Annotated in this window: 23 protein-coding genes; 13 read left to right on the top strand and 10 right to left on the bottom strand. The window is 66.6% G+C overall.

Annotated features, from left to right (window positions below; translation table 11 throughout):
• On the bottom strand, nt 1-796 hold a 796-nt coding region (purU, locus tag A5779_RS03895), incomplete at its 3' end, for a formyltetrahydrofolate deformylase (protein WP_064879169.1).
• A gap of 243 nt (nt 797-1,039) precedes the next feature.
• On the opposite strand from purU, the gene A5779_RS33770 reads away from it, so the two are divergent.
• From A5779_RS33770 to A5779_RS03880, 4 genes are read left to right on the top strand one after another with little or no spacing between them, the layout of a single operon-like run.
• The gene (locus A5779_RS33770) at nt 1,040-1,237 is read left to right on the top strand and encodes a hypothetical protein (protein ID WP_131811563.1); all 198 of its coding nucleotides are present in this window, start codon (nt 1,040-1,042) and stop codon (nt 1,235-1,237) included.
• 19 nt (nt 1,238-1,256) lie between these two features.
• Nucleotides 1,257-2,012 (top strand): hypothetical protein, encoded by a 756-nt coding sequence (locus A5779_RS03890; protein ID WP_064879132.1) that lies wholly within the window; start codon nt 1,257-1,259, stop codon nt 2,010-2,012.
• Nucleotides 2,009-4,231 (top strand): Rv1355c family protein, encoded by a 2,223-nt coding sequence (locus A5779_RS03885; protein WP_064879130.1) that lies wholly within the window; start codon nt 2,009-2,011, stop codon nt 4,229-4,231. The genes A5779_RS03890 and A5779_RS03885 overlap by 4 nt, the downstream gene beginning before the upstream one ends.
• Nucleotides 4,232-4,250: 19 nt before the next feature.
• The gene (locus A5779_RS03880; RefSeq protein ID WP_064879128.1) at nt 4,251-6,113 is read left to right on the top strand and encodes a putative bifunctional diguanylate cyclase/phosphodiesterase; all 1,863 of its coding nucleotides are present in this window, start codon (nt 4,251-4,253) and stop codon (nt 6,111-6,113) included.
• Here the strand turns inward: A5779_RS03880 and A5779_RS03875 are convergent.
• Entirely contained in the window at nt 6,060-6,959 is a 900-nt protein-coding gene (locus tag A5779_RS03875) for an FAD-binding protein (protein WP_064879126.1), read from the bottom strand. The two genes, A5779_RS03880 and A5779_RS03875, sit on opposite strands and share 54 nt — an antisense overlap.
• A 369-nt stretch (nt 6,960-7,328) precedes the next feature.
• On the opposite strand from A5779_RS03875, the gene A5779_RS03870 reads away from it, so the two are divergent.
• Nucleotides 7,329-8,009, top strand: a complete 681-nt coding sequence (locus tag A5779_RS03870) for a TetR family transcriptional regulator (protein WP_088305047.1) — start codon at nt 7,329-7,331, stop codon at nt 8,007-8,009.
• Nucleotides 8,010-8,022: 13 nt separating this feature from the next.
• A complete protein-coding gene (locus tag A5779_RS03865; RefSeq protein ID WP_064879124.1) occupies nt 8,023-8,673 on the top strand; it encodes a ScbR family autoregulator-binding transcription factor in 651 nt (216 codons plus the stop codon).
• A 2-nt stretch (nt 8,674-8,675) separates the two neighbouring features.
• On the opposite strand, the gene A5779_RS03860 is transcribed toward A5779_RS03865, so the two are convergent.
• Entirely contained in the window at nt 8,676-9,077 is a 402-nt protein-coding gene (locus A5779_RS03860) for a PAS domain S-box protein (RefSeq protein WP_064879122.1), read from the bottom strand.
• Between the two features lie 159 nt (nt 9,078-9,236).
• Between A5779_RS03860 and A5779_RS03855 the strand changes: the two genes are divergently transcribed.
• The 3 genes from A5779_RS03855 to A5779_RS03845 all read left to right on the top strand — a co-directional run bounded on the left by A5779_RS03855 (nt 9,237) and on the right by A5779_RS03845 (nt 12,596).
• Nucleotides 9,237-10,469: an acyl-CoA dehydrogenase family protein gene (locus A5779_RS03855; protein WP_064879120.1), complete on the top strand. Its 1,233-nt coding sequence runs from the start codon at nt 9,237-9,239 to the stop codon at nt 10,467-10,469.
• Nucleotides 10,470-11,612: an acyl-CoA dehydrogenase family protein gene (locus A5779_RS03850; RefSeq protein WP_064879118.1), complete on the top strand. Its 1,143-nt coding sequence runs from the start codon at nt 10,470-10,472 to the stop codon at nt 11,610-11,612.
• A gap of 84 nt (nt 11,613-11,696) precedes the next feature.
• Nucleotides 11,697-12,596, top strand: a complete 900-nt coding sequence (locus tag A5779_RS03845) for a DMT family transporter (protein WP_064879116.1) — start codon at nt 11,697-11,699, stop codon at nt 12,594-12,596.
• Here the strand turns inward: A5779_RS03845 and A5779_RS03840 are convergent.
• Complete coding sequence (locus A5779_RS03840; protein WP_064879114.1) at nt 12,574-14,160, bottom strand: FAD-dependent oxidoreductase; 1,587 nt, start codon at nt 14,158-14,160, stop codon at nt 12,574-12,576. The two genes, A5779_RS03845 and A5779_RS03840, sit on opposite strands and share 23 nt — an antisense overlap.
• Nucleotides 14,161-14,342: 182 nt before the next feature.
• Here A5779_RS03840 and A5779_RS03835 point away from each other — a divergent pair, with 182 nt between their 5' ends.
• Entirely contained in the window at nt 14,343-14,921 is a 579-nt protein-coding gene (locus A5779_RS03835; RefSeq protein WP_064879112.1) for a TetR family transcriptional regulator, read from the top strand.
• 18 nt (nt 14,922-14,939) lie between these two features.
• On the opposite strand, the gene atzF is transcribed toward A5779_RS03835, so the two are convergent.
• Genes atzF through A5779_RS03810 form a run of 5 tightly spaced genes read right to left on the bottom strand, consistent with a single transcriptional unit; the run spans nt 14,940 to nt 21,574 of the window.
• Entirely contained in the window at nt 14,940-16,601 is a 1,662-nt protein-coding gene (atzF, locus tag A5779_RS03830) for an allophanate hydrolase (protein ID WP_064879109.1), read from the bottom strand.
• Entirely contained in the window at nt 16,598-18,592 is a 1,995-nt protein-coding gene (locus tag A5779_RS03825; RefSeq protein ID WP_064879107.1) for a 5-oxoprolinase/urea amidolyase family protein, read from the bottom strand. Before A5779_RS03825 ends, atzF begins: the two co-directional genes overlap by 4 nt.
• A complete protein-coding gene (locus tag A5779_RS03820; RefSeq protein WP_064879105.1) occupies nt 18,589-19,209 on the bottom strand; it encodes an urea amidolyase associated protein UAAP2 in 621 nt (206 codons plus the stop codon). The genes A5779_RS03825 and A5779_RS03820 overlap by 4 nt, the downstream gene beginning before the upstream one ends.
• A complete protein-coding gene (locus A5779_RS03815) occupies nt 19,206-20,033 on the bottom strand; it encodes an urea amidolyase associated protein UAAP1 (RefSeq protein WP_064879103.1) in 828 nt (275 codons plus the stop codon). The genes A5779_RS03820 and A5779_RS03815 overlap by 4 nt, the downstream gene beginning before the upstream one ends.
• A 2-nt stretch (nt 20,034-20,035) precedes the next feature.
• Nucleotides 20,036-21,574 (bottom strand): amino acid permease, encoded by a 1,539-nt coding sequence (locus A5779_RS03810; protein ID WP_064879101.1) that lies wholly within the window; start codon nt 21,572-21,574, stop codon nt 20,036-20,038.
• Between the two features lie 171 nt (nt 21,575-21,745).
• Between A5779_RS03810 and A5779_RS03805 the strand changes: the two genes are divergently transcribed.
• From A5779_RS03805 to A5779_RS03795, 3 genes are read left to right on the top strand one after another with little or no spacing between them, the layout of a single operon-like run.
• Entirely contained in the window at nt 21,746-22,774 is a 1,029-nt protein-coding gene (locus A5779_RS03805) for a putative nucleotidyltransferase substrate binding domain-containing protein (RefSeq protein ID WP_064879099.1), read from the top strand.
• Entirely contained in the window at nt 22,768-23,574 is an 807-nt protein-coding gene (locus A5779_RS03800; protein WP_064879093.1) for a Fic/DOC family protein, read from the top strand. The genes A5779_RS03805 and A5779_RS03800 overlap by 7 nt, the downstream gene beginning before the upstream one ends.
• Nucleotides 23,567-24,199, top strand: coding sequence for a nucleotidyltransferase domain-containing protein (locus A5779_RS03795; RefSeq protein ID WP_064879092.1), 633 nt, complete (start codon nt 23,567-23,569; stop codon nt 24,197-24,199). Before A5779_RS03800 ends, A5779_RS03795 begins: the two co-directional genes overlap by 8 nt.
• 4 nt (nt 24,200-24,203) lie before the next feature.
• Here A5779_RS03795 and A5779_RS03790 read toward each other — a convergent pair whose 3' ends face one another.
• Nucleotides 24,204-24,803 (bottom strand): TetR/AcrR family transcriptional regulator, encoded by a 600-nt coding sequence (locus A5779_RS03790; protein WP_064879090.1) that lies wholly within the window; start codon nt 24,801-24,803, stop codon nt 24,204-24,206.
• Between the last annotated feature and the right edge of the window lie 83 nt (nt 24,804-24,886).

Below are 24,886 nucleotides of genomic sequence, written 5' to 3'. Positions count from 1 at the left end.
CCAGCCGCTGTAGGTCACCAACCGAATGCCGGTGGTCCACCCGTACCACGTCCTGCTCGATGATCGGCCCTTCATCGAGGTCACCGGTCACGTAATGCGCTGTCGCACCGACCAACTTGACCCCACGCTCCTTTGCCCTGCGGTAAGGCGCCGCACCGATGAATGCCGGCAGGAACGAGTGGTGGATGTTGATCAGCGGGCAGCCCACAGCATCGAGGAATTCGGGCGTCAGGATCTGCATGTACCGCGCGAGCACCACCAGATCGACGTTGCCACGCAACAACTCCAGCAGCCGTTGCTCAGCCTCGGTGCGGTTCTCCCGGGTCGCCGGGACATAGAGGAACGGCACTCCGAACGCGCGGACCTGATCGGCGAGGTCGGGATGGTTCGAGATGACCATGACCACCGACATGTCGAGCTCACCGCGCCGGTTGCGCCACAACAAGTCCAGCAGACAGTGGTCCTCGCGGGAAGCCATCAGTGCCACACGCTTGGGCTTGGAGGCCTCTGTGAGGCGGAAGTCCATCTCGAACGGCTCGGCCACCCGTTGCCGGAAGTCACGCTCGAGTTCGTCGCGCACCGCCGCCAGGCCCGGCAGATGGAAGATCGTGCGCTGGATGAAGGTGCCGCCGGTCTGCTCGGTGGAGTGCTGATCCAGCGACACGATGTTGGCGCCGGCACCGGTGAGGAAGCCGCTGATCGCCGAAACCAGACCGGGCCTGTCCGCGCAACGCAGCAACAGCCGACCGACATCCTGAGCCGGCAGGGCGGTGGTTTTCGGATACTCCTGTGTCATCGACACCAGAATCTCATCTCGGCACTCCGGGCCGACACACAACCCACCAATGCGCGGCCGAACCGAATGGCCCGGAGCCCCGCCGAGTCGGTCGCCATTCACCGCGATGGTCAATCGCACTAAGGACTGGCTGTGAAGGGTCACAGCAAAAGCGTGCGCCGCCGCCCCGAGACCACGCATTCGGCATCGTCGTCAATTCAAGATTTTTGCCACGTTCGCCCGTAAGGCACATATTCGGCATAAATGTCGATTGCTGAATTTGCCAAAATTGCATGTACCGGTGAGTTAATCGGTGCTGCGCCCGCAGAATTCACCCCGGCACTGGACAAGATTTCTCAGCTCGCTGGAATTCCACTACGCGGCGGCGCAATACTCATCACACGTATTCGCAACACCGTGCTGCACACACAAATCAGCCGTCCCGTCGGAAGGCACGGCTGACCGACGAAATGGATTCCAGATGACCGCTCCCCAACTCGAAGACGTCGCCCGCCGCTGCGTGACATTGGACGAGAGCCCAACCTGGTGGGACCCCGACAGCGAGTGCACGATCGTCGTGGCCCGCCCGCCGGCCGAGCGCAAACTGTGGGACGAATATGTCCGCGGCGCCTGCTCCAACTACCGCAAACATGCAGTGGAGCAAGCGTTGGACCTGAAAGCCCTACGGACGGGCGACGATACGGCGCTGTTCTGTGTCGGGATCAACAGCTCGGGCAATGTGGTCGGCGGTCTGCGGGCCAAGGGGCCGTATCGGAGCGTCGACGAAAGCCACGCCATCGTCGAATGGAGCGGACAGCCCGCACTCGACGCCGTGCGCAAGATGATCGCCGACCGTCTGCCGTTCGGAGTGGTCGAGATGAAGACCGCCTGGGTGTGTGACGACCCAGAGCAGAGCCGCGCACTCACCGATACGCTGGCGCGTATGCCGCTGCATGCCATGACACTGTTGGACATTCAGTTCGGTATGGCCACCGCCGCCGCCTATGTGCTGAAACGCTGGCTGTCCTCCGGCGGCGTGCTGGCTGCGAAAATCCCGGCGACACCGTATCCCGACGAGCGATACCAGACCAAGATGATGTGGTGGGACAGCACCACTTTCGCCAACCACGCCGATCCGGGACAGCTGTCACGCTACTTCGCCGAAGCACAGCGAATCGGCGCGTACCCCCGAACCGGCGGCATCGACGCCGTTACCGCCGCCGGGACGAGACGATGACCCCAGAAAGCCCCAAGGAAAGCGCCCACACAGACATCGGGAATTCCGAATTGAGTGAATACAACGACCTCGATCAATATCGAGCGATCTTCGTCGACGGCGACGGCGACGGCGACGGCGACGGCGACGGCGACGGCGATTCGAGCAGCACGCTCGACCAGCTGCGCCGGGACCCGCGAATCACGGTCATCGACGAATGCCGCCAACAACAGGCTGCGCTCCGCACGCTCGTGCCTGCGGTCGAACAGGAAATGCTCGAGGAGCCGACCAGGTGGGCGTACTACCCGTGGCGGCGATGCCTGGTTCACCTTCTGGGACCGGGCGCGTTCAACCGGCTACGCCTGGACCGCAACCGCAACCTCATCAGTGCCGATGAGCAGCAGCGGTTGTCACGCCTGAAAATCGGAGTCGTCGGCCTCAGCGTCGGCCACGCCATCGCCCACAACCTCGCGGTCGAGGGCCTCTGCGGCGAGATTCGACTCACCGACTTCGACGAACTCGAGTTGGCGAACCTCAACCGGGTCCCCGGCACCGTGTTCGACCTGGGCTTGAACAAGGCCGTGGTGGCCGCGCGCCGGATCGCCGAGATCGACCCGTACATCAGGGTTCGCATCGATCGCAACGGCGCGGTGGCCGAGTCGATCGACGACTACCTGCGCGGCCTCGACGTCGTCGTCGAGGAATGCGACTCGCTGGACGCGAAAGTTCTTGTCCGCGAGGCTGCCCGGGCCCGGAGACTGCCGGTGCTGATGACCACCGGGGATCGTGGGCTGCTGGACGTCGAGCGGTTCGACCTGGATCCCTCGCGCCCGATCCTGCACGGTCTGCTCGGCGACGTCTCGGCACGCGACCTGGCGGGGCTCAGCAGCAAGGACAAGGTGCCGCACGTTCTGCGAATCCTCGACGCGCCTGAGCTGTCGCCCCGGATGGCGGCGTCGCTGGTGGAGGTCGGCAAGACGCTGAGCACCTGGCCTCAACTCGCCGCGGAAGTGGTACTCGGGGCGACCGTCGTCGCCAACGCCGTGCGACGCATCGGCCTGGGTGAGCCGATGCCGTCGGGGCGGGTGCGCGTCGATATCGCCGACGCTCTCGACCGCATCGGCGATCCGCTTCGCGACGCGTCGGCGGCCCCACCCGCATCCGTCCCCGAGCCGACGCCACCGCGACCGACGGGGATGGCGGACATCCTGACCGAGGCGGCATCCCGCGCCCCCTCGGGCGGCAACGTCCAACCGTGGCACATCGAAGCGAGCGACGACCGGATCAACCTGCGGCTGGCGACGAAATACACCACGGCGATGGATGTCGGGTACCGCGGCAGCGCGGTGGCGCTGGGCGCCGCGGCGTTCAATGCCCGAGTCGCCGCGGCGGCTCACGGCCTGGCCGGGCACGTGCGGTGGTCCCGCGGCGACGAGGGCACCCCCCTGTACGGGATCGCGGAGTTCACCCCCGGCGACACACCTGAGCTGGCCGAACTCTACGAACCGATGCTGGCCCGGGAGACCAATCGGCTGCGAGGCACGTCGGCACCGATCTCCGTCGAGGTGCTCGACGCCCTGCGGGCTGCCGCCGGCGGCGAAGGTGCCGATCTGAGGGTCCTGGACACCCCTTCCGAGATCGAAACCGCCGCAGGCATACTCGCCAAGGCCGACCGGATCCGCTATCTGACTCCCACGCTGCACCGGGAGATGATGTCGGAACTGCGCTGGCCCGGCGATCCAGCACCCGATACCGGTATCGAAGTCACGACGCTCGGGTTGGATTCGGGCGACATGGTGGTGCTGGACATCCTGCGCCGGCCCGAGGTCATGGCGAAGTTGTCGGACTGGAACGCCGGGGTGGCCCTCGGCGACGACACCTACGAACGGGTCACCTCGAGCTCGGCGCTGGCGGTCGTCTCGGTCCGTGGCCGCCGGCTGACCGACTACGCCCAGGCCGGGTCGGCGGTCGAGGCTGTCTGGGTCGGCGCCCAACGCCACGGGCTGGCGGTCCAACCGGTGTCTCCGGTGTTCCTCTATGCCCATGACGACCGGGACCGCCAGACACTCTCGCCCGACCACGCCGGCACCCTGCGCGACCTGCAGTACGCTTTTCGCAGGTTGACCGGTACCGCGCGCGACGAATCACAGGCGCTGGTGCTCAGGTTGTCCTACGCGCCGCGTCCGACCGTACGCAGCAGACGGCGAGCCCGACCGGGTTCGGCGCCACAGTACGGCTGAGAGCCGGGTGCAGAGGTATATGCGGAGGTATCTGGTGCCAGGCAGCCTCGAACTGCTCGTCACGTCGGTCGCCACCCAGCTGATGGCGGTCGACGCCGCGACCTCGGTTTCGGTGAGCCAACAGGTGCTGGCCGAGCTGGTCTCGTTCTTCGATGTGGACGTGAGCTTCCTGCGTCACAACGATCACCAGGCGCACGCGACTCGGCTCGTGGCCGAGTGGCCGCCGCGCCCGCAGGACACACCGACCGACCCGATCGCGGTCATCCACTTCGCCGATGCCGACCCGGTGTTCGCGATGGCCGAGCACCTCAAGGAACCGGCGGTGTTCCGGCCGGAGCCGGCCACCGACGACTATCAGCGCACGATCGAGGCCGGGCGCCACATCCCCAGCACCTCGATGGCCTGTGTGCCGCTGCTGTCCGGGGACATCACCACCGGGGTGCTGGGATTCGTCAAGTTCGGCGACCGCGAGTGGCTGCCCGCCGAGCTCAACGCACTCAAAGCGATCGCCTCGCTGTTCGCGCAGGTGCAGGCCCGCATCGAGGCCGAGGACCGGCTACGGTACCTCGCGGATCACGACCACCTCACCGGGCTGCACAACCGCAGGGCACTCATGGCCCACTTGGAGGCCCGGCTGGCTCCGGGCCAGCCCGGCCCGGTCGTGGTGATGTTCTTCGACCTGGACCGGTTGAAGGCGATCAACGACTACCTGGGCCATACCGCCGGTGATGCCTTCATCAGCATCCTGGCCGAGCGGTTACAGCGTGGCGACGACTCGCCCAAGCTCATCGCGCGACTCGGCGGTGACGAGTTCGTCGTGGTCCCCGCGGCGTCGATGACCGCCGAGGCCGCCACCGCTCTGGCCTACCGACTCCAGTCGGTGCTTCGTGAACGGGTCACGATCGACGGCGAGATGCTCACCCGGACCGTCAGCATCGGTCTGGCCGAAGGTATGCCGGGCCGGGACTCCACCTCCGATCTGCTCAACCGGGCCGATCACGCGGTGCTTACCGCGAAGAACTCCGGCGGCAATCGGGTCACGGTGTTCTCCGATGCGATGGCGATGGAGATCGACTTCCGCAACGACATCGAGTTGCACCTGCAGAGTGTGATCGAGAGCGGCGCGCTCGTTCTGCACTACCTGCCCGAGATCGACATGCGGACCGGTGAGGTGCTGGCCGCCGAGGCCCTGGTCCGCTGGCAGCACCCGACGCGAGGCCTGCTGTCCCCCGACTCGTTCATCGGCGTGGCCGAATCCATAAATCTGGCAGGCGAGTTGGGACGCTGGGTACTCCGGAATGCCTGTGCGGAGTTCGCCCGGTGGCGGTCCAACGGCGTCGGCCGCAACATCGTGCTGCGCATCAACGTGTCGCCGGTGCAGCTGGTGACCGACGGGTTCGTCGATTCGGTGGCCGGCGTGATGAAGGAGTTCCGCCTGCCCCGCGGGTCGGTCTGTCTGGAGATCACCGAGAGCATCGTGGTGCAGGACATCGAAACCACCCGTTCGACACTGACCGGACTGCACAAGGTCGGCGTGCAGGTGGCCATCGATGACTTCGGCACCGGCTACAGCGCGCTGTCACTGTTGAAGTCCCTGCCGGTGGACACCCTCAAGATCGACCGCAGCTTTGTCGCCGGCCTGGGTTCGGACCCGGGCGACCTACCCATCGTGCGTGCGGTGATCGCGCTCGCCGGGGCTTTCGGCCTACAACTGGTGGCCGAGGGGGTGGAGACCGAGCGGGCCGCGCTGACGCTGTTGCGCCACGGCTGCTACCGCGCGCAGGGCTTCCTGTTGTCCAAGCCGATTCTCGGCCACGAGATGGCCGCGTTACTGGCCAAAGGGCGGGTACCGGTGCATTTCTCGGCCGCGCCGCGCAGGTGAGCGACCCGACTCACGCTTGGAGTCGTGCACCCGACCGGAGTTGCAGTAGCCCGATCCCGATCCGTCCCGCTCGAGCTCCAGCAGTTCGACCCGGCCGAATCTGCTCGCGCTGTAGCCGACCAGGCCTACCTGCACGGGCTTGCCCGGTTCGATGAGCTGATCGGCCGCCGAGGTCGCGGCAGGATGAGGTTCGGTCGAGACGGCAACTCCGTGGCGGGCCCGCAGGGCCAACGGTCCGTCTGCGGTGTCGATCACCGCGCCCAGTATCTCGCCCTCCTCGAACACGAGGCGCTGGAGCGTGCCGTTGTCCGCGGCCGGGATCTCCCGGTCGCGGGCCTGCGCCGACAACCAGTCACCGAGCACCGCGGTGGTGTCCGCGGGCGTCGTGGTCTCCAGTGCGCCCAGCATCTTGACCTGAATCTCCTCACCGGTGCCGGAGCGCATCGAGGTGGTGCCCCGGTCCGCCAACCGCGTGTAGAGCACGCCGTAGGGAGAGGTCAGGCAACGCTGCGCCCAGTCCTGCAGCCGAGCACCGTAGAACGGCGCGATCCGGCCACGTCCGGAAACCGGGGTCCATTCACTGATTGCCCGGACGGTCAGCGCGCTGTCGCACTTGGTGTCGACGAGCGGCGTCAGGTCCGCCGACAGGGCGTCGAAGTACTCGCGGGTCTCGGGATCGTCGATACCCACACCCAGCCACGGTGTCTCCGGTCCGGGCGTGACCGATCGAGGATCTCCCGGACGCACGATATGCACGTCGAGGCCGGCATCCGCCGCGGCGACGGCAGCGGCCAACGCCCCGAAGCCCGAGCCACAGCAAACGACGTCGACTTCGTCATCCCACATCGGCTAGTGACACTCCGCCTGAACCACGGGGTGCATCATCAAGATCGAATTATCTTGGTAGGCACCAGAAATTAAGGTCGCCATGGCCCGCACCGGGATTCGAGGGGGATTGCCGGTGCAGGCCATGGCAACGTTTCCAGGATAGCCCTTGGCTACTGCCGACCGCCAAATGGTGGCGCTCGCCACAGCGCCCGCGACCGTGGCATGTGCCACCGCCGGGCGGGCAACCCGCGACGAACCAAGAGTTATCACCCTACGCACGATACATACCTTTAGAATGTTATGCACGTACGGTGAAGACTTTGAGTCTGCTGGCGGTGGGATGAAATCAGAACGCTGCCGCCGGCCGATCAGAGTCAGGAAGGCCCCGTGGTGACTGAGCAGCTCGACCGGCGAGCAGAGCTGACGCGCCTCCAGATCCTGCAGGCGGCGGCGCGACAGTTCGCGCACACGCCCTACAGCTTGGTCAGTCTCGACGACATTCTCGCCGACGCGAACGTCACCAAGGGCGCGCTGTATTTCCATTTCCGGTCCAAGCACGCACTGGCGGTCTCGATCGTCGAGCACCGGACACAGCGGGCCCAGAAGGCGGTGGAGGACGTCCTCGCCCGCAACCTGTCCGGAGCCGAAACCCTGATCGACCTCTCGGGCCTGGTTGCCGCCGAGGACATCGGCGACCCGGTGGCTCGGGCCTGCCTGAACCTCGTCGAGTCCATCGGCCGGACCGACGACGTGGGGCCGCGGGTTCTCAACGAATGGGTACAAGGCTTCGCCGGCATCGCCAAACGAGCCATCGGCGAAGGCGATTTCACGGCCGACACCGACCCCGAAGCGGTTGCCCGCTTGCTGGTTTCGATATACCTGGGCGTGCGCCAGACCAGTGACCTCGACGATCCACCGCGGTTCCTCACCGACCTCGAGCACAGCTGGCGGCTGGCGATGCCCGGGTTCGTCGAGCCAGAGCGGCTCGGCTACCTGCAACAGTTCATCCGGCGTCGCACCGCAGTGGGCATCAAAAAAGTGGCGCCGCTGCACCCCCGTACCAAATGATAGGAACGCCACAATGGCACGCCAGGCTCGATCGGAGCTGACCCGGCAGAAGATCATCACCGCCGCGGTCGACCTGTTCAGCGAGCACGGCTATCCCGCGACCGGGCTCGGCGACATCATCGCGCGGGCCGAGATGACCAAGGGTGCGCTGTACTACCACTTCGATTCCAAGGAGTCCCTGGCCGAGGCAATCATCAGCGAGGGCGGCACCGCCATGTTGACCGCGTTCCGCGTCATCGCCGAATCCTCTTCGCCGGCTTTGGAAAACACCATCCACGGGTTGTTCGTCGTGGCCGACTTCACCCGTTCGGACAAGGTCGCCCAGATCGGCATGCAGCTGCTGCGAACGTTCAGCGGCATCCACGTCGCCGCCACCCGGGTGTACACGAGCTGGCTCGACGAGCTCACTCAACAGTTGACCCAGGCCGCCGAGGAAGGTGACCTACGCGAGAACCTGGATGTCGCGAGCGCCGCCGAGGTGATCCTGGGCTCCATGCTGGGCGCGGAGGCGCTCTCGCGCGCCACCACCGGCACCGAACTCCGTGAACGCGTGGCCCGTACGTGGGATCTGCTGCTGCCCGCGATCGTCAGCCGGGAGTCGCTGGACTACTTCCGCGAGTTCCTGGCACGAGAGTCGCTCCGGCGGGCGAAGGCCGCGGGATAGCCCTAGAGCTCGTCGACCCACAACTGCTCGGTGAGGTCCTCGAACGTCGCCAAGGCCACCGGATCGTCGCCGCGCAGCAGCGCCGATTTGCTCATCCGTGCCCGCACGATCGACCCGTCGCGATGGACGAGCTCCACGAGCAGCCCGGCGTTGGCCCGCATCACCGAGACCGCGGACTCGTCGGCGGGCAGCGAATGGAAGACCTCAGCAAACGGCATGTTCTTGACCGCATCGGCGTCGCGACCGACCATCTCGCCGAAGGCACTGTTGGCGAAGAGGATGGTGCCGTCTTCGGCGATCGCCAATACCGGCACCGGGAATCTCTCCAGCACCACCAGGGCAGGCAGGTTCTGCAGCAGTGCCATCGGAGATTGAGGGTCCTGACCGCTCTGGCGACGCTCCACGCCCTCGATTATCGCCTGTGACCTGGGCCGGGCACCACCGCCGGCCATCGACCTGGCGGTGTCGCCCCGCGCCCGGCGGTCGAGCGTCGAGCGGGGTGGTGTGCGTCACTTGATTAACTAGGTTTACTCTGTGGAGCGACACCAGTAGAAGGGGCAGGCATGGACCTGAAGTGGTCGACCAGCGACCAGGCATTCCGCGACGAAGTTCGCGACTTTCTCGCCAAGAATCTGACTCCCGAACTCCGCCGCGCAGGCCAGTTGATGACCAGCGTGTATGCCGATCACGACGCCAGCATGGCCTGGCAGAAGATCCTCCACGAGCGGGGCTGGGCCGCCCCGGCTTGGCCGGTCGAACACGGCGGCTGTGATTGGAGCCTGACCCAGCACTACATCTTCAGCCGCGAATCGACCCTCGCCGGCGCCCCGTCGCTGTCACCCATGGGCATCCGCATGGTGGCCCACGCCATCATCAAATTCGGCACGCAGGCCCAGAAGGACTTCTTCCTTCCCGGCATCCTGACCGGTGAGGTGTTCTTCTGCCAGGGCTATTCCGAGCCCGAGGCCGGCTCGGACCTGGCCGCCCTGTCGATGGCAGCGGTGCCTGACGGAGACGACCTGGTGTGCACCGGCAGCAAGATCTGGACCACCCACGCCCAGGAAGCGAACTGGATGTTCGCCCTGGTGCGCACCACCCGCGGCGCCAAGAAGCAGCAGGGCATCACCTTCGTGCTGATCGACATGACCTCGCCCGGCATCGAAATCCGCCCGCTGGTCATGACTTCCGGCGAAGAGGTACAAAACCAGGTCTTCTTCGACGAGGTTCGGGTGCCGAAGGCCAATGTGATCGGCACGATCGACGACGGCTGGACCGTGGCCAAATACCTGCTGGAGTTCGAGCGCGGCGGCGGCGCCAACGCGCCGGCGTTGCAGGTGCTGGGTGATGAGATCTCAGCGGTCGCCACCGAAATGCCCGGACCGACCGGTGGTCGGCTGATCGACGACCCGGCCTTCAGCCGCCGGCTTGCCGACGCCCGGCTCCGCACCGACGTGCTGGAAATTCTGGAGTACCAGGTGCTGGCGGCGGTGGCCGAGGGCGGCCATCCCGGCACCGCGTCGTCGATGCTCAAGGTTCTGAGCACCGAACTGAGCCAGACCCTGACCGAGCTGTCGATGGAGGCCGCCGGCCCGCTGGCCCGCGCCTACCAACCGCACGCCACGTTCCCGGGCGGGCCGGTGGCCGAGTACGAACCTCCCGCCGACGGCTATCACAGCGGAGCGCCGTGGCAGGCGGTCGCCCCACTGCGCTACTTCAACGACCGGGCCGGCTCGATCTACGCCGGTAGCAACGAAATTCAGCGAAACATCCTCGCCAAGGCAGAACTGGGGCTCTAGATGGACTTCAACCTGACCAACGAACAGGAACTGCTGCGCGACGGGCTGACCAAGTTTCTGTCCAGCCGCTACGACCTGACATCGAGCCGGGCCGCCGCCAAGACCGGCCCCGGCTGGCAGCCCGAGATCTGGCGGGGTTTTGCCGATGAGCTCGGCATCCTGGGCGCCACCCTGCCCGAGGAAGCCGGCGGCATCGGTGGTGGCCCGGTCGAAACCATGGTCATCGCTGAGGCATTGGGCCACGCCCTGGTGATCGAACCATTCGTGGACACCGTGGTGGTGGCCGGTGGCCTGCTGCACCGGTCCGGCGACGCCGCCGCCGCGGCCCTGCTAGAGGAGATCGTGGCGGGTTCGGCCATCGTCGCGCTGGCCGCCACCGAGCCGGACTCCGGAGACAACTGGCGCGACGTGTCCACCACCGCACGGCGCGACGGCGACGAGTGGGTGCTCAACGGCGCCAAGGTGATGGCCGTGGACGCACCGCTCGCGACCCACCTGCTGGTGACCGCACGTACCTCGGGGGAACGTGCGGACACCGACGGAATCTCGCTCTTTATGATCGATATCTCTTCGTTGACAGCAGGATTCACCGCGCACCCGTACCGCACGGTGGACGACCGCCGGGCATCGGACCTGACATTCTCCGACGTCCGGTTGCCTGCCTCGGCATTGCTGGGAACCGAGGGGCAGGCCTGGCCGTCACTGGACCTGGCCCGGGACGAGGGCGCGGCGGCCGTGTGCGCCGAGGCCGTCGGCGGAATGCGCAAAGTGCTGGCCGACACGGTCGAGTACTGCAAACAACGCCAGCAGTTCGGTCTACCCATCGGCAGCTTCCAGGCGCTGCAGCACCGGATGGTCGACATGCACATGGAAGTCGAACAAGCCTCGGCGGCGGTCTATCTCGCCGTACTGAACCTCGATGCCGAACCCGCGCAACGGGCCAAGGCGGTGTCGGCAGCCAAGGCCACCATCGGACGGGCCGCCCGTTTCGTCGGACAGAACGCGGTGCAGCTCCACGGCGGCATGGGCATGACCGAGGAACTCGCGATCGGTCATTACTTCAAGCGTCTCACCGCGGTCCAGTACGAGTTCGGATCAACCGACTACCACGTCGGCCGTTACGCGGAGCTGACCCGGCCGTAGCGCTTCACCGGGTGCTGATGGCCCGGGCCACGCCCCGCATCAGCACCCGGACGGCCGTGTGCCGGGGCCCGTAGTCTGGACCGGGTGAGTGTGCGGGGCTGGCTGCTGCTGGGCGCCATGAGCATCATCTGGGGTATCCCGTACCTGCTGATCAAGATTGCCGTCGAAGGCGTATCGGTGCCGGTGCTGGTCCTGGCCCGCACTGCTGTCGGTGCCGCCGTTCTCTTACCGCTGGTGATGTCGCGGGCCGCGTGGGCGCCCGTGTTACGGCACTGGCGGCCCGTATTGGCGTTCGCGTTCTTCGAGATCATCGCGGCGTGGTTCCTGCTCACGGATGCCGAACGCCACCTGAGCAGCTCGCTGACCGGCCTGCTGATCGCCACCGCCCCGATCATCGCCGCCGTCCTCGACCGACTGACCGGCGGAGAACGGTTGAGCGCCAAGCGGATCACGGGACTAGGGATCGGCCTGTCCGGTGTGGCGGTGCTGGCCGGGCCCGGCCTCACCGGAGGGCATGGCTGGCCGATCGCCGAAGTGCTGCTGGTGGCAACCTGTTACGCCATCGCGCCGCTGATCGCTGCTCGGTATCTGGGCGATGTGCCGACGCTCCCGTTGACCGCGGCGTGCCTGACGATCGCGGCGCTGATCTACACCACCCCGGCGGTCCTGACCTGGCCCGACGAGATGCCGTCGCGGCAGGTGCTGATCGCGCTGGCCACACTCGCCGTGGTCTGCACCGCGCTGGCATTCGTGGTGTTCTTCGCACTGATCCGCGAGGTCGGCGGCGCACGGGCCCTGGTGTTCACTTACGTCAACCCTGCCGTCGCCCTGGCGGCAGGCGTCGTTGTGCTGGGCGAACCGCTGACCGTCTACAACGTGGCCGGGCTGGCGCTGATCCTTGCCGGGTCGGTTCTGGCGACCCGCACACCCCGCGACCCTGACCCACAGATCGAGACCGAGGTCAGCCGCGCAGGCCCGCGCTGAGCATCTCCTCGATCGACACGAACTTCACCCGAGGCCGCGCCGCCTGCACGCCGCGGTCACGTTCGGCGGTGTCGATCGCACGCCATCCCCGCCACCCGACCGGCTCGGCTCCCCGGGCGGCCAGCAGCACATCGAGCGACTCGACGCCCTTGACGTCACGGGTCAGCAGGCCGGCATCGAAATCCGCCCACAACTGGGCCACGGTCTGCTCGGCACACAACCGGTTCGTACCGATCACCCCACGCGGTCCGCGTTTGATCCAACCGGTCACGTAGGTGCCGGGCACGACACGGCCCGAGTCGTTGGGCACGGTTCCGGAGTCCTCGTCGTAGGGCAGCCCGGAGACCGGCAGACCGCGATAGCCGATCGACCGCAGGATCAGCGACGTCTCGATCACCTCGGTGCCATGGGCCTCGCTGCTGACCTCCAACCCTTCGGCACGGTCGGGTCCGTGGATGGCGATCGGGGTTGTGCCGAAGCGGAACACCACGCGCTTGTGTCCGGGAGTCGGGCTGCGCTGTGCGTAGTCGCGTGCGATGGCGAGCTTGAACGAGGTCTCGACGTCGTCGTGTTCGTCATCGGCGGGTAGGTCCTGCGGATCCACGATCACGTCGACACCGTCGAGATGCCCCAGCGCCAGGAACTCCCCCGCCGAGAATGCGGCGTGCCCGATGTCGCGACGCGCGAGGATCACCACTTCCCGGATTTCGCTGTCGGCCAACGCATCCAGGGTGTGCTCGGCGATATCGGTGGCTGCCAGCGCGGTCCGGTCCATCAACAGCACCCGGGCGACGTCGAGGGCGACGTTGCCGTTGCCGACGATGACCGCTCGCTCGCCCGACAGGTCGAACTGGTGGGCGGCGTGGTCGGGATGGCCGTTGTACCAACCGACGAACTCGGCGGCCGCGTGATTGCCCATCAGGTCCTCGCCGTCGATGCCCAGTCGCCGGCTGGTCGCCGCGCCCACCGCGTAGATCACCGCGTGGTGATGGGCCAGGAGCTCGTCGTGGTTGACGGTACGGCCGACCTCGACGTTGAAATGGCTCGCGAACCGTGGGTTGGTGAACGCCCGCTCGAAGATCGCGACGACCGACTTGGTGTGTTGGTGATCGGGGGCCACCCCCGCGCGAATCAAACCGAACGGCGTGGGCAGGCGTTCGAACAGGTTGATCTCCACCCCGTCCACATCGATCAGCTCGGCTGCGGCGTAGCAGGCGGCCGGACCCGATCCGACGATCGCCACCCGCAACGATCCCGCCTCGACCCGCGCACGAGATGGTGCTGCCGGCACGGTCACCGGCTCGAGCGGGTGGCGCTCGAAGTAGGCCGCGTTGAGGTCCTTGAACCGCTGTAGTTCGCCGGGCAGGTCCTCTTCGTAGTGGATCGCGCCGACCGGGCACTCCTCGAAGCAGGCTCCACAGTCGATGCACGATTCCGGATCGATGTAGAGCATCTCGGCCGACGCGGAATCCAGCCCACCCTCAGCCGGGCGGATGCAGTCCACCGGGCACACCGGTACACAGCTGGCGTCCTTGCAGCAGTTTTGCGTGATCACGTAAGCCATCGGACCTCCCCTTTCAATCTGGGCAGATCATACTGGACACCTGTCCGATTTATCGACACGAAAGCCTCGTACACGCGTTGGTCGGTGCTCAATCTGCGTGAATGACAATCCTGAAAATATGTAAATACCGGCAGTTTCACCGAATGATTGCCATTCGCGGCACGGCTCTATATCTTGGACACATGTCCAGGCCAGAGGTGGCTACCGTCACCCGCCTACACGACGCGCAGGGTCAGCGCACCCGCACGCAACGCCGCGTCTTCGGAGCGGCGACACAACTTCTCGACGCGCACAACGACGTCTCGGTGCCCGCACTGGCGGCCCGCGCGAAGATGGCGCCCGCGGCGCTCTACGCGCATTTCCCGTCCATCGAGGTGGTGTTCGCCGAGCTCTACCTCGACCGGGTGATTCAGCTGCCGCTCGACATCGACCCCACGGCCAGCACCACCAGCCGAGTCACCGAGCAGCTCACCGCTCTCACACTGTTGATGGCCGATGAGCCTCGCTTGGCGCGGGCCTGCACTCAGGCGCTGATGAGCACCGACGACGAAGTGGTCGATGACGTACGTGGGCGCATTGCCGTTGAGATCACGCGCCGGATCTCCACGGCATTGGGCGCCGGGGCCTGGCCCGAGGTACTTGCCACCTTGGAAGCGGTCTTCTGGGGCGCACTACTGCAGGCACAGTCAGGCGCGATGAGCTACCGGCAGATGGCCCGCCAGCTCGAGACCATGATCTCGCTGATCGTCCCCGGGAGCTGAGCCTGCGGCACGCGCACCTCAGGCCATCGCAGCCAACCAGCCCCGGTACTCCGTGATGTCGCGTCCGTGTGTGGGAGCGGTGTGGTCACAACCGAATCCTGTGATCCAGCGACCGTCGTCGAGCTCCACGTTCCCGAGCAACATCGGCGCGGGTAGCTCGGCCAGAAACTCGCCGAGTGCAGCCGGGGACAACAACCATCGTTCTCCGATGATGGCCGCTCCGCCGTCCTCAACCCGGGTCAAACCCGGTTTGGGCGGAACCGTGTCGAGGGCGTAGAGACGGTAGTGCGGTGCCGTGGTGATGGGCCCGGCCCAGCGGGCACCCCGCCCGGTGAGCTGATGTTCCAGCGGCTGCCCGCGCAAATGCGCGCCAAACACCGCGAGTTCGGCCAGTGGGGCGCCGCCCGTCTCGGGCCACGTCTCCGCCGACGGGGTGTCGAGGAACCGGGCTGCCAGATCGGCGATGACGCCGTCGTGGAAACCCTGCGCCAACAGGGTGATTCCGAACTGGGCACCGTCGGATACGGTGCCGGCGGGAATCGAGATGGCGCACATGTCGAACAGGTTGCAGAAGTTGGTGTACCGCCCCATCCGGGAATTCACCGCGACCGGGTCAGCCGCGACTTCGTCGATGCGCGGATGCTCGGGAGCGGTCGGCACCATGAGTGCGTGACAGCCCTCAAGCTGCGCCAAGGCTGTGCGACGCAACTCCTCGACCCGCCGCCGGTCACGCAACAGGTCCGCGGCCGAATATGCACCAGCCGCAGTGATGATCGTGGCCACGGTCGGATCCAACTCCGCGTCAGGACCTGCCGTGCTGACGAACTCCCCCACCGCATCCCACCGTTCAGCGACCAGGGCACCGTTGTAGAGAAGGCCGGCTGCGGCGAAGAAGTCGTCCATCGGGATCGGGACCGTCTCGAATCTGGAGTCCTTCGCCTGACGTACGGCGGCGTCGAAGGCAGCCTGCCATTCGTCGTCGAGGCCATCCAGGGTATCCGGTATGGCGATTCTGGGAGTCCCCGGTGCGGCGTAGGGGACGTCGGCCGGCCACTGGCGTTGCGGCGCAATGGCGCTCATCACGGCCATTGCTGATTGGGCCGTCGCCAGGTCAGCAGCGAAGATCGTCACACAGTCATAGCTCGCACACGCCGGGACGACGCCCTCGGTGGAGACGAGGCCGACCGTGGCTTTGATCCCGACGATGCCCTGCAATCCGGCCGGAACGCGACCTGACCCGGCAGTGTCGGTGCCGATCGCGATGTCGGCGAACCCGAGCGCGACGGCCACCGCGGAACCGGAACTCGATCCGCCGGAGATGTAGTCCGGCCGGCGGGAATCCCGTACGGCGCCATAGGGACTGCGGGTCCCCACCAATCCGGTGGCGAACTGGTCGAGATTGGTCTTACCGATGACGACAGCACCGGCGGCCTTGAGAGCGGTCACCGCCGGTGCGTCGGCATCGGGAATATAGCTGAAGTCTGGGCACGCCGCAGTGGTCGGGATCCCGGCGACGTCAACGTTGTCCTTGACCGCCAGCACCAGCCCCGCCAGTGGGCTGTCGGCGGCAAGCGCCGTGCGGTAATCGTTGTCCACGTCGGCCTGCGGACGTAGGTGGATGAACACCTCGTCGCGTCCACTGGCTTCGATGTTCCGGTAGATCTCGGCAATCTTGCTCACGCAGACTCCTTCCGTACGAATTCTCCTGCCGCCGCCCAACGCTCGCGCTCCTCGGCGCGAGCCGCTTCCATCTTCGCGCGCGTTGCGGCGATGTCGTCGGCATTGGCGGCCAGGAACTGCTCGTGCTCGGCAAGCGAGAATGTTCCATCGGTGATCTCGACATGACCGCGACCGGCGGCCATGTCGGCGCGTAGATCCAGCAGTTCCTCGGCCGATACCGGATACCACTGGATCCGGTCGAAAAAGCGCAATAGCCATGGGTGTTCGGGATCGAATCCCTGAGCGACCAGCGGGTGCCGGTGATTCCAGATCTGCGTGGTGCGGCCGACGAACTGGTAACCGCCGGGCCCCTCCATACCGTAGATGCACAGATATGCCCCGCCGATGCCGACCGCATTCTCCGGAGTCCAGGTCCGGGCCGGATTGTATTTGGTGGTCACCAGGCGGTGACGCGGATCCAGCGGTGTGGCGACCGGAGCACCCAGATACACGTCGCCGAGACCGAGCACCAGATAGTCGGCGTCGTAGACAATTCGGTGCACATCATCGACCGAGTCCAATCCGTTCATCCGCCGGATGAACTCAATGTTCCACGGGCACCACGGCGCATCGGCGCGCACGCCGTGCATATAGCGTTCGATCGCCTCGCGGGTCGACGGATCGTCCCAGCTCAGCGGCAACCGGACGGTGCGACTGGGCACCACGAGATCCTGCGCGGCAGGCAGCGAGGCTTCGAGCTCGGTGAGCAGCGGCACCAAAGCCGACTGCGACAGCCGGGCCGGGTCCACCTTGACCTGCAGGGAACGGATCCCGGGCGTCAGGTCGATGAGACCGTCAGGCCGGTGCTGCTCCAGCGCGTGGTGCAGAGCGTGGGCACGGGCCCGCAATGCCAGATCCAGCCGCATCTCGCCGTACTCGACCAGGATGTTGTCGTCCCCGATCCGGCGATAGGTGACGTTCGTCGTGCCATCCGAGGATGTTGTGCCGGCAATGATTCCGTCGTCCTCGTCACCACCGGCAGAGAAGACCGCAGGAATCGACGCGCGGCGCGCAGGTCCGAAGGTGGCCGGCGCGGGAGCCGCCGTCGCCTTCAACGGGACGAACCGGATGGTGGCGCCGGGAGCGAGTTGGCCCAGCTTCCAGCGGTCGGCGGCGGTGACGGTGACCGGACAGACGAAACCGCCGAGGCTCGGACCATCCGGGCCCAGCAGGATTGGGGTGTCTCCCGTGAAGTCGAGCGAACCCACCGAATAGGCGTTGTCGTGGATGTTCGACGGATGCAGGCCGGCTTCCCCGCCGTCAGGGCGGGCCCATTCCGGCTTCGGTCCGATCAACCGGACGCCGGTGCGGTCGGAGTTGAAGTGCACCTCGTAGTCGTGGTTGAGCAGTGTGTCGATGTCGTTGCGCGTGAAGAACTCCGGCGCCGAGTGCGGGCCGACGGTCACCGCGATGTACCAGTGGCCGGCGATGGCCGGTTGCTCCTCGGACAGGATGCGCCGACGCGTACCTACCGGCGTATCCGCGGTTTCCAACTTGTCCCCCACCGCCAGGACCCGGCCCTCGTGGCCGCCGAACCGGCCAAGGGTGAATGTCGAAGCGCTGCCCAGGTATTCATCGGCCTGTAGACCGCCGGCCATCGCGATGTAGATCCGCAGGCCCGGACCGTCGACCATTCCCACGTCGAGCACCTGACCGGCCTCGACCAGGACCGGCACCCACTGCGGTACCCGGGCGCCGTCGATACCGACCGGTGCGGGTGCACCCGTCACACACACCCAGGTATCGGTGTCGAAGCGCAGCGCCAGTCCGCCCATGGTGGCTTCCAGACCGGGTGCACCCTCAGCGTTGCCCACCGCAATGTTGGCCAGCCGGAAGGACACATCGTCCATGGGCCCCGACGGGGGTACACCGATCTGCCAGTACCCGCTGCGCCCCGGCCAATCCTGGATCGTGGTGGCCATGCCGGGCCGGATCACCTCGATCGCGGTCATGGGCGCGTCACCACCATGCGCACTGCCGTGGGGGCGAATCCGTTGCACGGATTGTTGATCTGTGGGCAGTTCGACACCAGCACCAGCGTGTCGATCTCGGCGCGCAGTGACACGGTCTTACCCGGGGCGGACAACCCGTCGACGATGCCCAGCGAGCCATCGGGATCCACCGGGACGTTCATGAAAAAGTTGATGTTGCTGACGATGTCGGCCTTTGTCAGTCCCCACCGGGCGCCTTCGCCTACAAAGTTCTCCACGCAGGCATGCTGGTGTTTGGTGTGGTGGCCGTAGCGCAGCGTGTTGGATTCCTGCGAGCAGGCCCCGCCGAGGGTGTCGTGGTTGCCGACCTCGTCGTCGATGATGGTCAGCATCGGTGCACCGTCACTGTCGCGCAGCACCGACCCGGTGGTCAGGAAGATGTTGCCCTGGGCCGCGATCGTGGCCGGTGCGCTGTAGCGCACCGTGCGGTCGGCCGCGCCATAGAACAAAGTGTCCACGGCCTGGTTGCCGTGCAGGTCGACGATGGTCAGCACGTCTCCGGCGCGCACGACCTTGGACCACGGAGCGCGGGGCGCGACGATCTCGTCGACGATGGTGTGGGTGGCGGTGAGGGTCATCGGGCACTCCAGACGTCTTCGGAATTCAGGTAGGCGCGTTGGTATTCGGGGTCACGGTCGGCCACGGTGGCGCCGATCTCGGCCAGGTCGCCCGGTGCGGACCAGGCCAGCACCTCCAGCGATCCGACGGTGAACTGTGCAGCCGGATCGAGTGGATGGGCGGTGTTGGCGATCGCCACGATCAGAGGAAGATGGGTGATCAGTTCGACTGCGGCGCCGGCGCCGGCCGAACCGGTGGACACCAACGCGCCGTCGAGATCGATCCGCACGCCGTGGAAGAACGACAGGCTGGGCGCGACGTCACGGCGGGTCAGCCCGTTCTTCAGGGCGGCGAGAGCGAGCAGTTCACGCCCGGCGGGACTGGCCGATTCCACCTCGCCCTCGCCGTATTTGGCCGTATTGCCGGTCAGGGTGCTGGTGCCGCACAGGGCGTCGTGGTGACCGGATGTGTCCGACACCAGCGTGGCCAGCACCCGTCCCTGGTCGCTGAGCAGGGGATGACCCGCCGAAAGGTAGGCCTGCCACGGCACTTTCACGGTGTCGGCGACGTTGAGCCGCTCCCACGGTGCGTCGGCCCGCCACAGCAGCAGGTGAGCGCATGCGGTGCCGTCCAGATCGCGCAGCCGCAGCCGGGTGCCACGGGCCAGCACCTTGCTGGTGTAGCGGCCGCCGGGAACTGTTTCAGCCCAGGTCAATTGCTCGGGTGCCACGTTCTGCGGCGGTGTGGGCCACGCCGAGGCCGGCACGACCGGCATCGAATCGGTGATTGTCCCGGTCTGGGCCCGAGCATGGTCGCGGGCTCCGGCGGTGGTCGCTGTGGTCATCCTCAGGCTCCGATCGTGACGGGTTTGGGGTGGGTCTTGCCCCGCGGGAAGCACAGGGCGCCGAGGACTATCGCGGCCGCGATGCTCAGGGGTCCGGCCCACTGCAGGATCGGCATGTCCCCGGCGGGATTGAAGATCTCGGCTCGAGGCCAGCCCAGGTTGACGATCATCACCGTGCCGTAGAGGACGGCCAGGACGTTGACCGCGATGCCGAACTTGCCGAGCGAGAACAGCGGCAAGCCTTCGGCGTCGACCTGATTCCGCTGGGCGGGCCAGCCTTTGATGCGCCGGTACAGCAGCGGTGCGGTCACCAACAGGTAGGCCAGGTAGATCAGGATGATGCAGACGCTGGCCAGCGTCGCGAAGATCGCCGAATTGCCGACGTTGACCAGCAACACCCCGATGCACAGCAGGCCGATGAGCACAGACGGCCAGATCGGTGTGCCGGTGTGGCTGTTGACCCGGGACAGGATCGACGAAGCCGGCAGCCGCCCGTCGCGGGCCATCGAGAACATCAGCCGTGAGGCGGCGGTCTGAATTGCCAAGGTACAGATGGTGATCGCGATGCAGACATCGACCAGCAGCACCGTCCCCCACGGTGAGGACAACACGGTGTCGAGCACGTACGGCAGGCCTTCGGTCGCCAGGCGTCCGTCGGTCAGGCTGGGGGCCGCCATGAGGGCGCCCAGAATCATCAGACCACCGCCGAGTGCCGAGACGGACAGCGCCATCCTGATGGTCCGGGGTGCGACGCGCCGGGGATTGCGGGTCTCCTCGGCAAGCTCACCGGCCGAGCCGAAGCCGACCATGACGTAGGCCGCCATCAGCCCGCTCATGATCCAGGCCCAGACGTAGCCGGGTTGCCCGCCGGCGTGACCGGTGTCGAACACGACCTGCGGACCGCGCTGGGCATGGGTGAAGAACACCCCGATGACGGCGATGACACCGACGATCTCGCAGATCACCCCCGCGCTGTTCACCCGCGACATCCATTTGACGCCAAGGCAATTGATCGTCGTGGTGAGCACCAGCAGGACGGTGCCGAGCAGCACGGCGTTGGCCGCTCCGCTCGGTGAGGTCAATGCCGGGTCCTCGCCGATGATCTGGAAGCCGGACCAGATGGTGGGCAGCACCACCTGCAGCGCGATCGCCGCGGCCGAGGCGGTGACGATCTGCGCCAGGATCATGAACCAGCCGCCGAACCAGCCGATCACCTCGCCACCCATGCGGCGAGACCACTGATAGATGGCACCCGAGATCGGATAACGCGCGGCCAACTCGGCAAAGCACAGCGCCACCAGAAACTGTCCGAGGAACACCGCAGGCCAGGTCCAGAAGAACGCAGGACCGCCGAAGCCGAACCCGAGTCCGAACAGCTGGAAGATCGTCGTCAGGATGGATACGAACGAGAAGCCCGCGGCGAAGGATTCGAACTTGCCGAGCCGACGGTGCAACTGCTGGTCGTAACCAAACTCGGCGAGGTCGTCATGGTCGCCGAAACGGCCGGACACATCAGGTCCCGCGGTAGCGCTGCTGGTCATAGGCGTTTCTCTCAGGCTCTGGGGCGGTGCCGCCAGCTTCTTAACTGTCACTCGATAGATAAGCCTCTCGGCATGACCGAGCTGTCACCCGCGTGTTTCGTTCATGTAGCGAGCGGTAAGCATTGCGTTGCCGAAACCTCACCGGGCCGGTGTCCTGTCACAATCACCGACATGGCTGTGGCAGCGCTGGACGATGCCTGCCGGCGCATTGCGTCGGCGGACAACGAGCACGACCTGGTGGCAGCCGGTGCCCAGGCCCGCGACGCGGTGCTCAAGGTGATCGAAGCGCGGGTCGGCGCGGCGTCGGTCGCCGCGGCGTGGTCGTCCGTCATCTGCGCGGCGCTGTCCACCGCGGCGCGACTGGTCGCCCCCGGGCTCGACTGGTATGCGTCGGGCAGCGTCGGCCGCGGAGACGCACTTCCCGGATCCGACCTGGAAACCCTCGTGGTCCGCAGCTCCGACGTCACGCCGGATTCGGCGCTGGCCCAGGCAGCGCACGTGCATGAACTGCTGGGTTGTTGCGGGTTCCGTGCCGACGACAACGGCGCGGTCGCCTCCCGGGTGCGGTTCAACCGCACCGCTCAGGACTGGGGAACAGGGATCGGCGGGTGGGCCGCGGACCCGTCCGCCGACCGGGGTGTCGTGATGATCGGCCTGCTGGCCGACGCCGTCCCTGTCGGCCCAGCTGTCGGCGACAGCCCCGACCTGCGCGAACAAGCGGGTATCGCTGTGCGGGCGCAACCTACGGCGCTGGCGGCGATGCTGCAGGACGCCACATTTGCCCGTGCCTACATCCCGTCCCGGTTGCGCACACTGACGTCCGTCGATGTCCGGGTCGACATCAAACATGCCGCCGTCGACCCTGTGGTCCGGATCGCGCGCTGGGCCGCCCTCAGTTGCGGCTCCGACGCGCTGCTCACCGCCGATCGCATTGGTGCGGCCGCAGGCACCCGCTACCTCGATCCCGACGACGCCAGGGCACTGGCCAAATGTCACGCGATCGGGTCCAGCATCCGCTGGCGGGCCCGGGCCGCATGCTGGGACCCTGCCGACTCCGACGACCGCATCGATGAACATGTCGAACTCTCGGATCTGTCACCCCAGGACCGCACCGCTCTGCGCAGCATCGGCCGCGAACTCACCGGCGTGCGACGCAAACTTGACTATCTGGCGTCGACCTCGACATTCTCCGCATGGTGAGCGACCCCGGCGAGTCCGCGCAGCACGCCCTGGCCGAGACCATCGCCGCCGAGCGCCTGGAAGGCTGGCGGCCCACACCCGAACAGATCGAATCCCTGACCGCGTTGCTGACCGGCGCAACGACGTACGGCGAGTACCTGGGGCCGCATATCCCCTCCCCCTCGCCGACGCCACGCCGGCGGGTGTTCGCCCGGCGCCGTCCATATTTCATTCCAGGAACATCGATGCTGCGCAACAACTTCGGCGTGCACGACGCTACGGTCCTTACGCAGCTGGAATTCGTGGCGACCGCAGGCCGGATCCTGCAGGTGCATCTGCGTTGCCAAGACTCAGATCTGGACGTGCGATCGTTGCACCGACAGGTGTTCGGCGATGTGTACGCCTGGGCCGGCGAGCCCCGAATCGTCGAACTCCGCAAGGGCGACAGCGCGTTCGGGCCGTGCTCCCATATTCCGCGGGCGCTGGCCGTGCTACAGGCCGAGATCAACCGGCTCGCCGGCGAAGGTTCCGACATCGACGACGGCACACTCTCCTACCATCTGTCCCGAATCTATGCCGACTACAACCAGATCCATCCGTTCCGAGAAGGCAACGGACGCACGGGAACACTGCTGCTGCATCTACTCGCCCGCCTGGCCGCACGCCGGCTCGTGCTCGACGGTATGTCCCGTTCGGAGTGGATCGACGCGTCTCGGGACTCGATGCCATTCCGGCGCGACGGTCGCGCCGACCCCCGGCCTTTCGTGGCCGTGCTGCGCGGACGGCTGCGGCCGGCGAGCATAGTGGACGCCGATGTCTGACGACCTTCCCCCGCACGGCCGGGCAATCAGCGCCGACGAGGCCGACCGCCTTTGGGCGCCCTGGACACCTGCCGAAGTGGCCGAGCGACTCACCGAGGTCGACGCCCCCTGGTGCGTGGCCGCAGGGTGGGCCATCGACCTGTATCTGGGAGGCCCGCCTCGGTCACACGCCGACATCGAGATCGCCGTCCCCCGCCGCGACTTCGGGCAAATCGCCGACGCGCTAGCCGGATTCGAGTGGGACGTGGCCGGCTCGGGGCGGCTGTGGCCGTACGCCGACGTCGGCGATCATCCCGACCTGCACCAGACTTGGTGCCGCGACCCGGCCACCGGCCGGTATCACCTCGATGTATTCCGCGAACCCCACGACAGCGATCGGTGGGTCTTCCGGCGCGACCCATCGATCACACTGCCCTACGACGAACTCATCCAGGTTCGCGACGGGATACCGTACGTGATCCCCGAGGTGACACTGCTCTTCAAGGCGCATCGCACGGCGACCAAGGACGAGGACGATTTCTCTCGCGTAGCACCGCGACTCGCACACGACGCACGGACGCGCCTCTCAGATTGGCTCACCCGCCTCTACCCGGCCCACCCCTGGCTGAACCGGCTACACGCCTGAGCGCCTAGGGATTTGGATCGGTCAGGTATCGCTGCACCGTCGGCCCCATCCACGCGACCAGGTCGTCGATGCTCGCCGAGGCCATCGGTTCGATCTTGAGCTGATACCTCGCGAACGCCAGACCAACCAGGTGCACGGTGACCAACTCGACGCGCAGCTCGGCGTTGTCGACACCGAATTCCGTCGAGACCCGTTGGGCCACGGGACCGGCAAGGGTGTCATGTAGGAGCTTGCGCGCCAAGGGGTGGATATCCGCTGACCGGAACACCGTCAGCAAGAGATCGAAGGACGCTCCCCCGTCCCACCGCTGAACGACATCGCGCACCAACCGTGAGCCGATCTCATCGGGCCCCTCGTCTAGCAGATTCGCCAGCTGATGCAACGGATGCTGCGGGGTGTCGAGCACCGATGCATTGAACAAGCCCTCTTTGTTGCCGAAGTGGTAGTAGACCATCGCGACGTCCACGCCCGCCTCTGCGGCGATCCTGCGCACCGTCGCCTTCTCGTACCCGTCACGCATGAAGTGCTCGCGAGCCGCGTCGACGATCCGCTGCTTGTTTTGTTGGCCCGTGCGCCACCGGCCGCTACGCCCGGTCTCCGACATGGCGCAAAGTTTAGTTGAACAACCGTTGACCTATACGGAAGCCGAGGCGTAGCGTTTTCTTCAACAGCAGTTGAAGAAAGGAG

Origin of the sequence: Mycolicibacterium peregrinum (assembly GCF_001665625.1) — a bacterium.
GTDB lineage: Bacteria > Actinomycetota > Actinomycetes > Mycobacteriales > Mycobacteriaceae > Mycobacterium > Mycobacterium peregrinum_B.
Note: the sequence above shows the minus strand (reverse complement) of the source record. Positions and strands in the feature narration are given on the sequence as shown.

Bases quoted from the DNA above. Each gene is read 5' to 3' on its own strand.
- A5779_RS33770 (WP_131811563.1), top strand. From the start codon at position 1,040: ATGTCGATTGCTGAATTTGCCAAAATTGCATGTACCGGTGAGTTAATC.
- A5779_RS03890 (WP_064879132.1), top strand. From the start codon at position 1,257: ATGACCGCTCCCCAACTCGAAGACGTCGCCCGCCGCTGCGTGACATTG.
- A5779_RS03885 (WP_064879130.1), top strand. From the start codon at position 2,009: ATGACCCCAGAAAGCCCCAAGGAAAGCGCCCACACAGACATCGGGAAT.
- A5779_RS03880 (WP_064879128.1), top strand. From the start codon at position 4,251: ATGCGGAGGTATCTGGTGCCAGGCAGCCTCGAACTGCTCGTCACGTCG.
- A5779_RS03875 (WP_064879126.1), bottom strand. From the start codon at position 6,959: ATGTGGGATGACGAAGTCGACGTCGTTTGCTGTGGCTCGGGCTTCGGG.
- A5779_RS03865 (WP_064879124.1), top strand. From the start codon at position 8,023: ATGGCACGCCAGGCTCGATCGGAGCTGACCCGGCAGAAGATCATCACC.
- A5779_RS03855 (WP_064879120.1), top strand. From the start codon at position 9,237: ATGGACCTGAAGTGGTCGACCAGCGACCAGGCATTCCGCGACGAAGTT.
- A5779_RS03850 (WP_064879118.1), top strand. From the start codon at position 10,470: ATGGACTTCAACCTGACCAACGAACAGGAACTGCTGCGCGACGGGCTG.
- A5779_RS03840 (WP_064879114.1), bottom strand. From the start codon at position 14,160: ATGGCTTACGTGATCACGCAAAACTGCTGCAAGGACGCCAGCTGTGTA.
- A5779_RS03835 (WP_064879112.1), top strand. From the start codon at position 14,343: ATGTCCAGGCCAGAGGTGGCTACCGTCACCCGCCTACACGACGCGCAG.
- A5779_RS03825 (WP_064879107.1), bottom strand. From the start codon at position 18,592: ATGACCGCGATCGAGGTGATCCGGCCCGGCATGGCCACCACGATCCAG.
- A5779_RS03820 (WP_064879105.1), bottom strand. From the start codon at position 19,209: ATGACCCTCACCGCCACCCACACCATCGTCGACGAGATCGTCGCGCCC.
- A5779_RS03815 (WP_064879103.1), bottom strand. From the start codon at position 20,033: ATGACCACAGCGACCACCGCCGGAGCCCGCGACCATGCTCGGGCCCAG.
- A5779_RS03810 (WP_064879101.1), bottom strand. From the start codon at position 21,574: ATGACCAGCAGCGCTACCGCGGGACCTGATGTGTCCGGCCGTTTCGGC.
- A5779_RS03805 (WP_064879099.1), top strand. From the start codon at position 21,746: ATGGCTGTGGCAGCGCTGGACGATGCCTGCCGGCGCATTGCGTCGGCG.
- A5779_RS03800 (WP_064879093.1), top strand. From the start codon at position 22,768: ATGGTGAGCGACCCCGGCGAGTCCGCGCAGCACGCCCTGGCCGAGACC.
- A5779_RS03795 (WP_064879092.1), top strand. From the start codon at position 23,567: ATGTCTGACGACCTTCCCCCGCACGGCCGGGCAATCAGCGCCGACGAG.
- A5779_RS03790 (WP_064879090.1), bottom strand. From the start codon at position 24,803: ATGTCGGAGACCGGGCGTAGCGGCCGGTGGCGCACGGGCCAACAAAAC.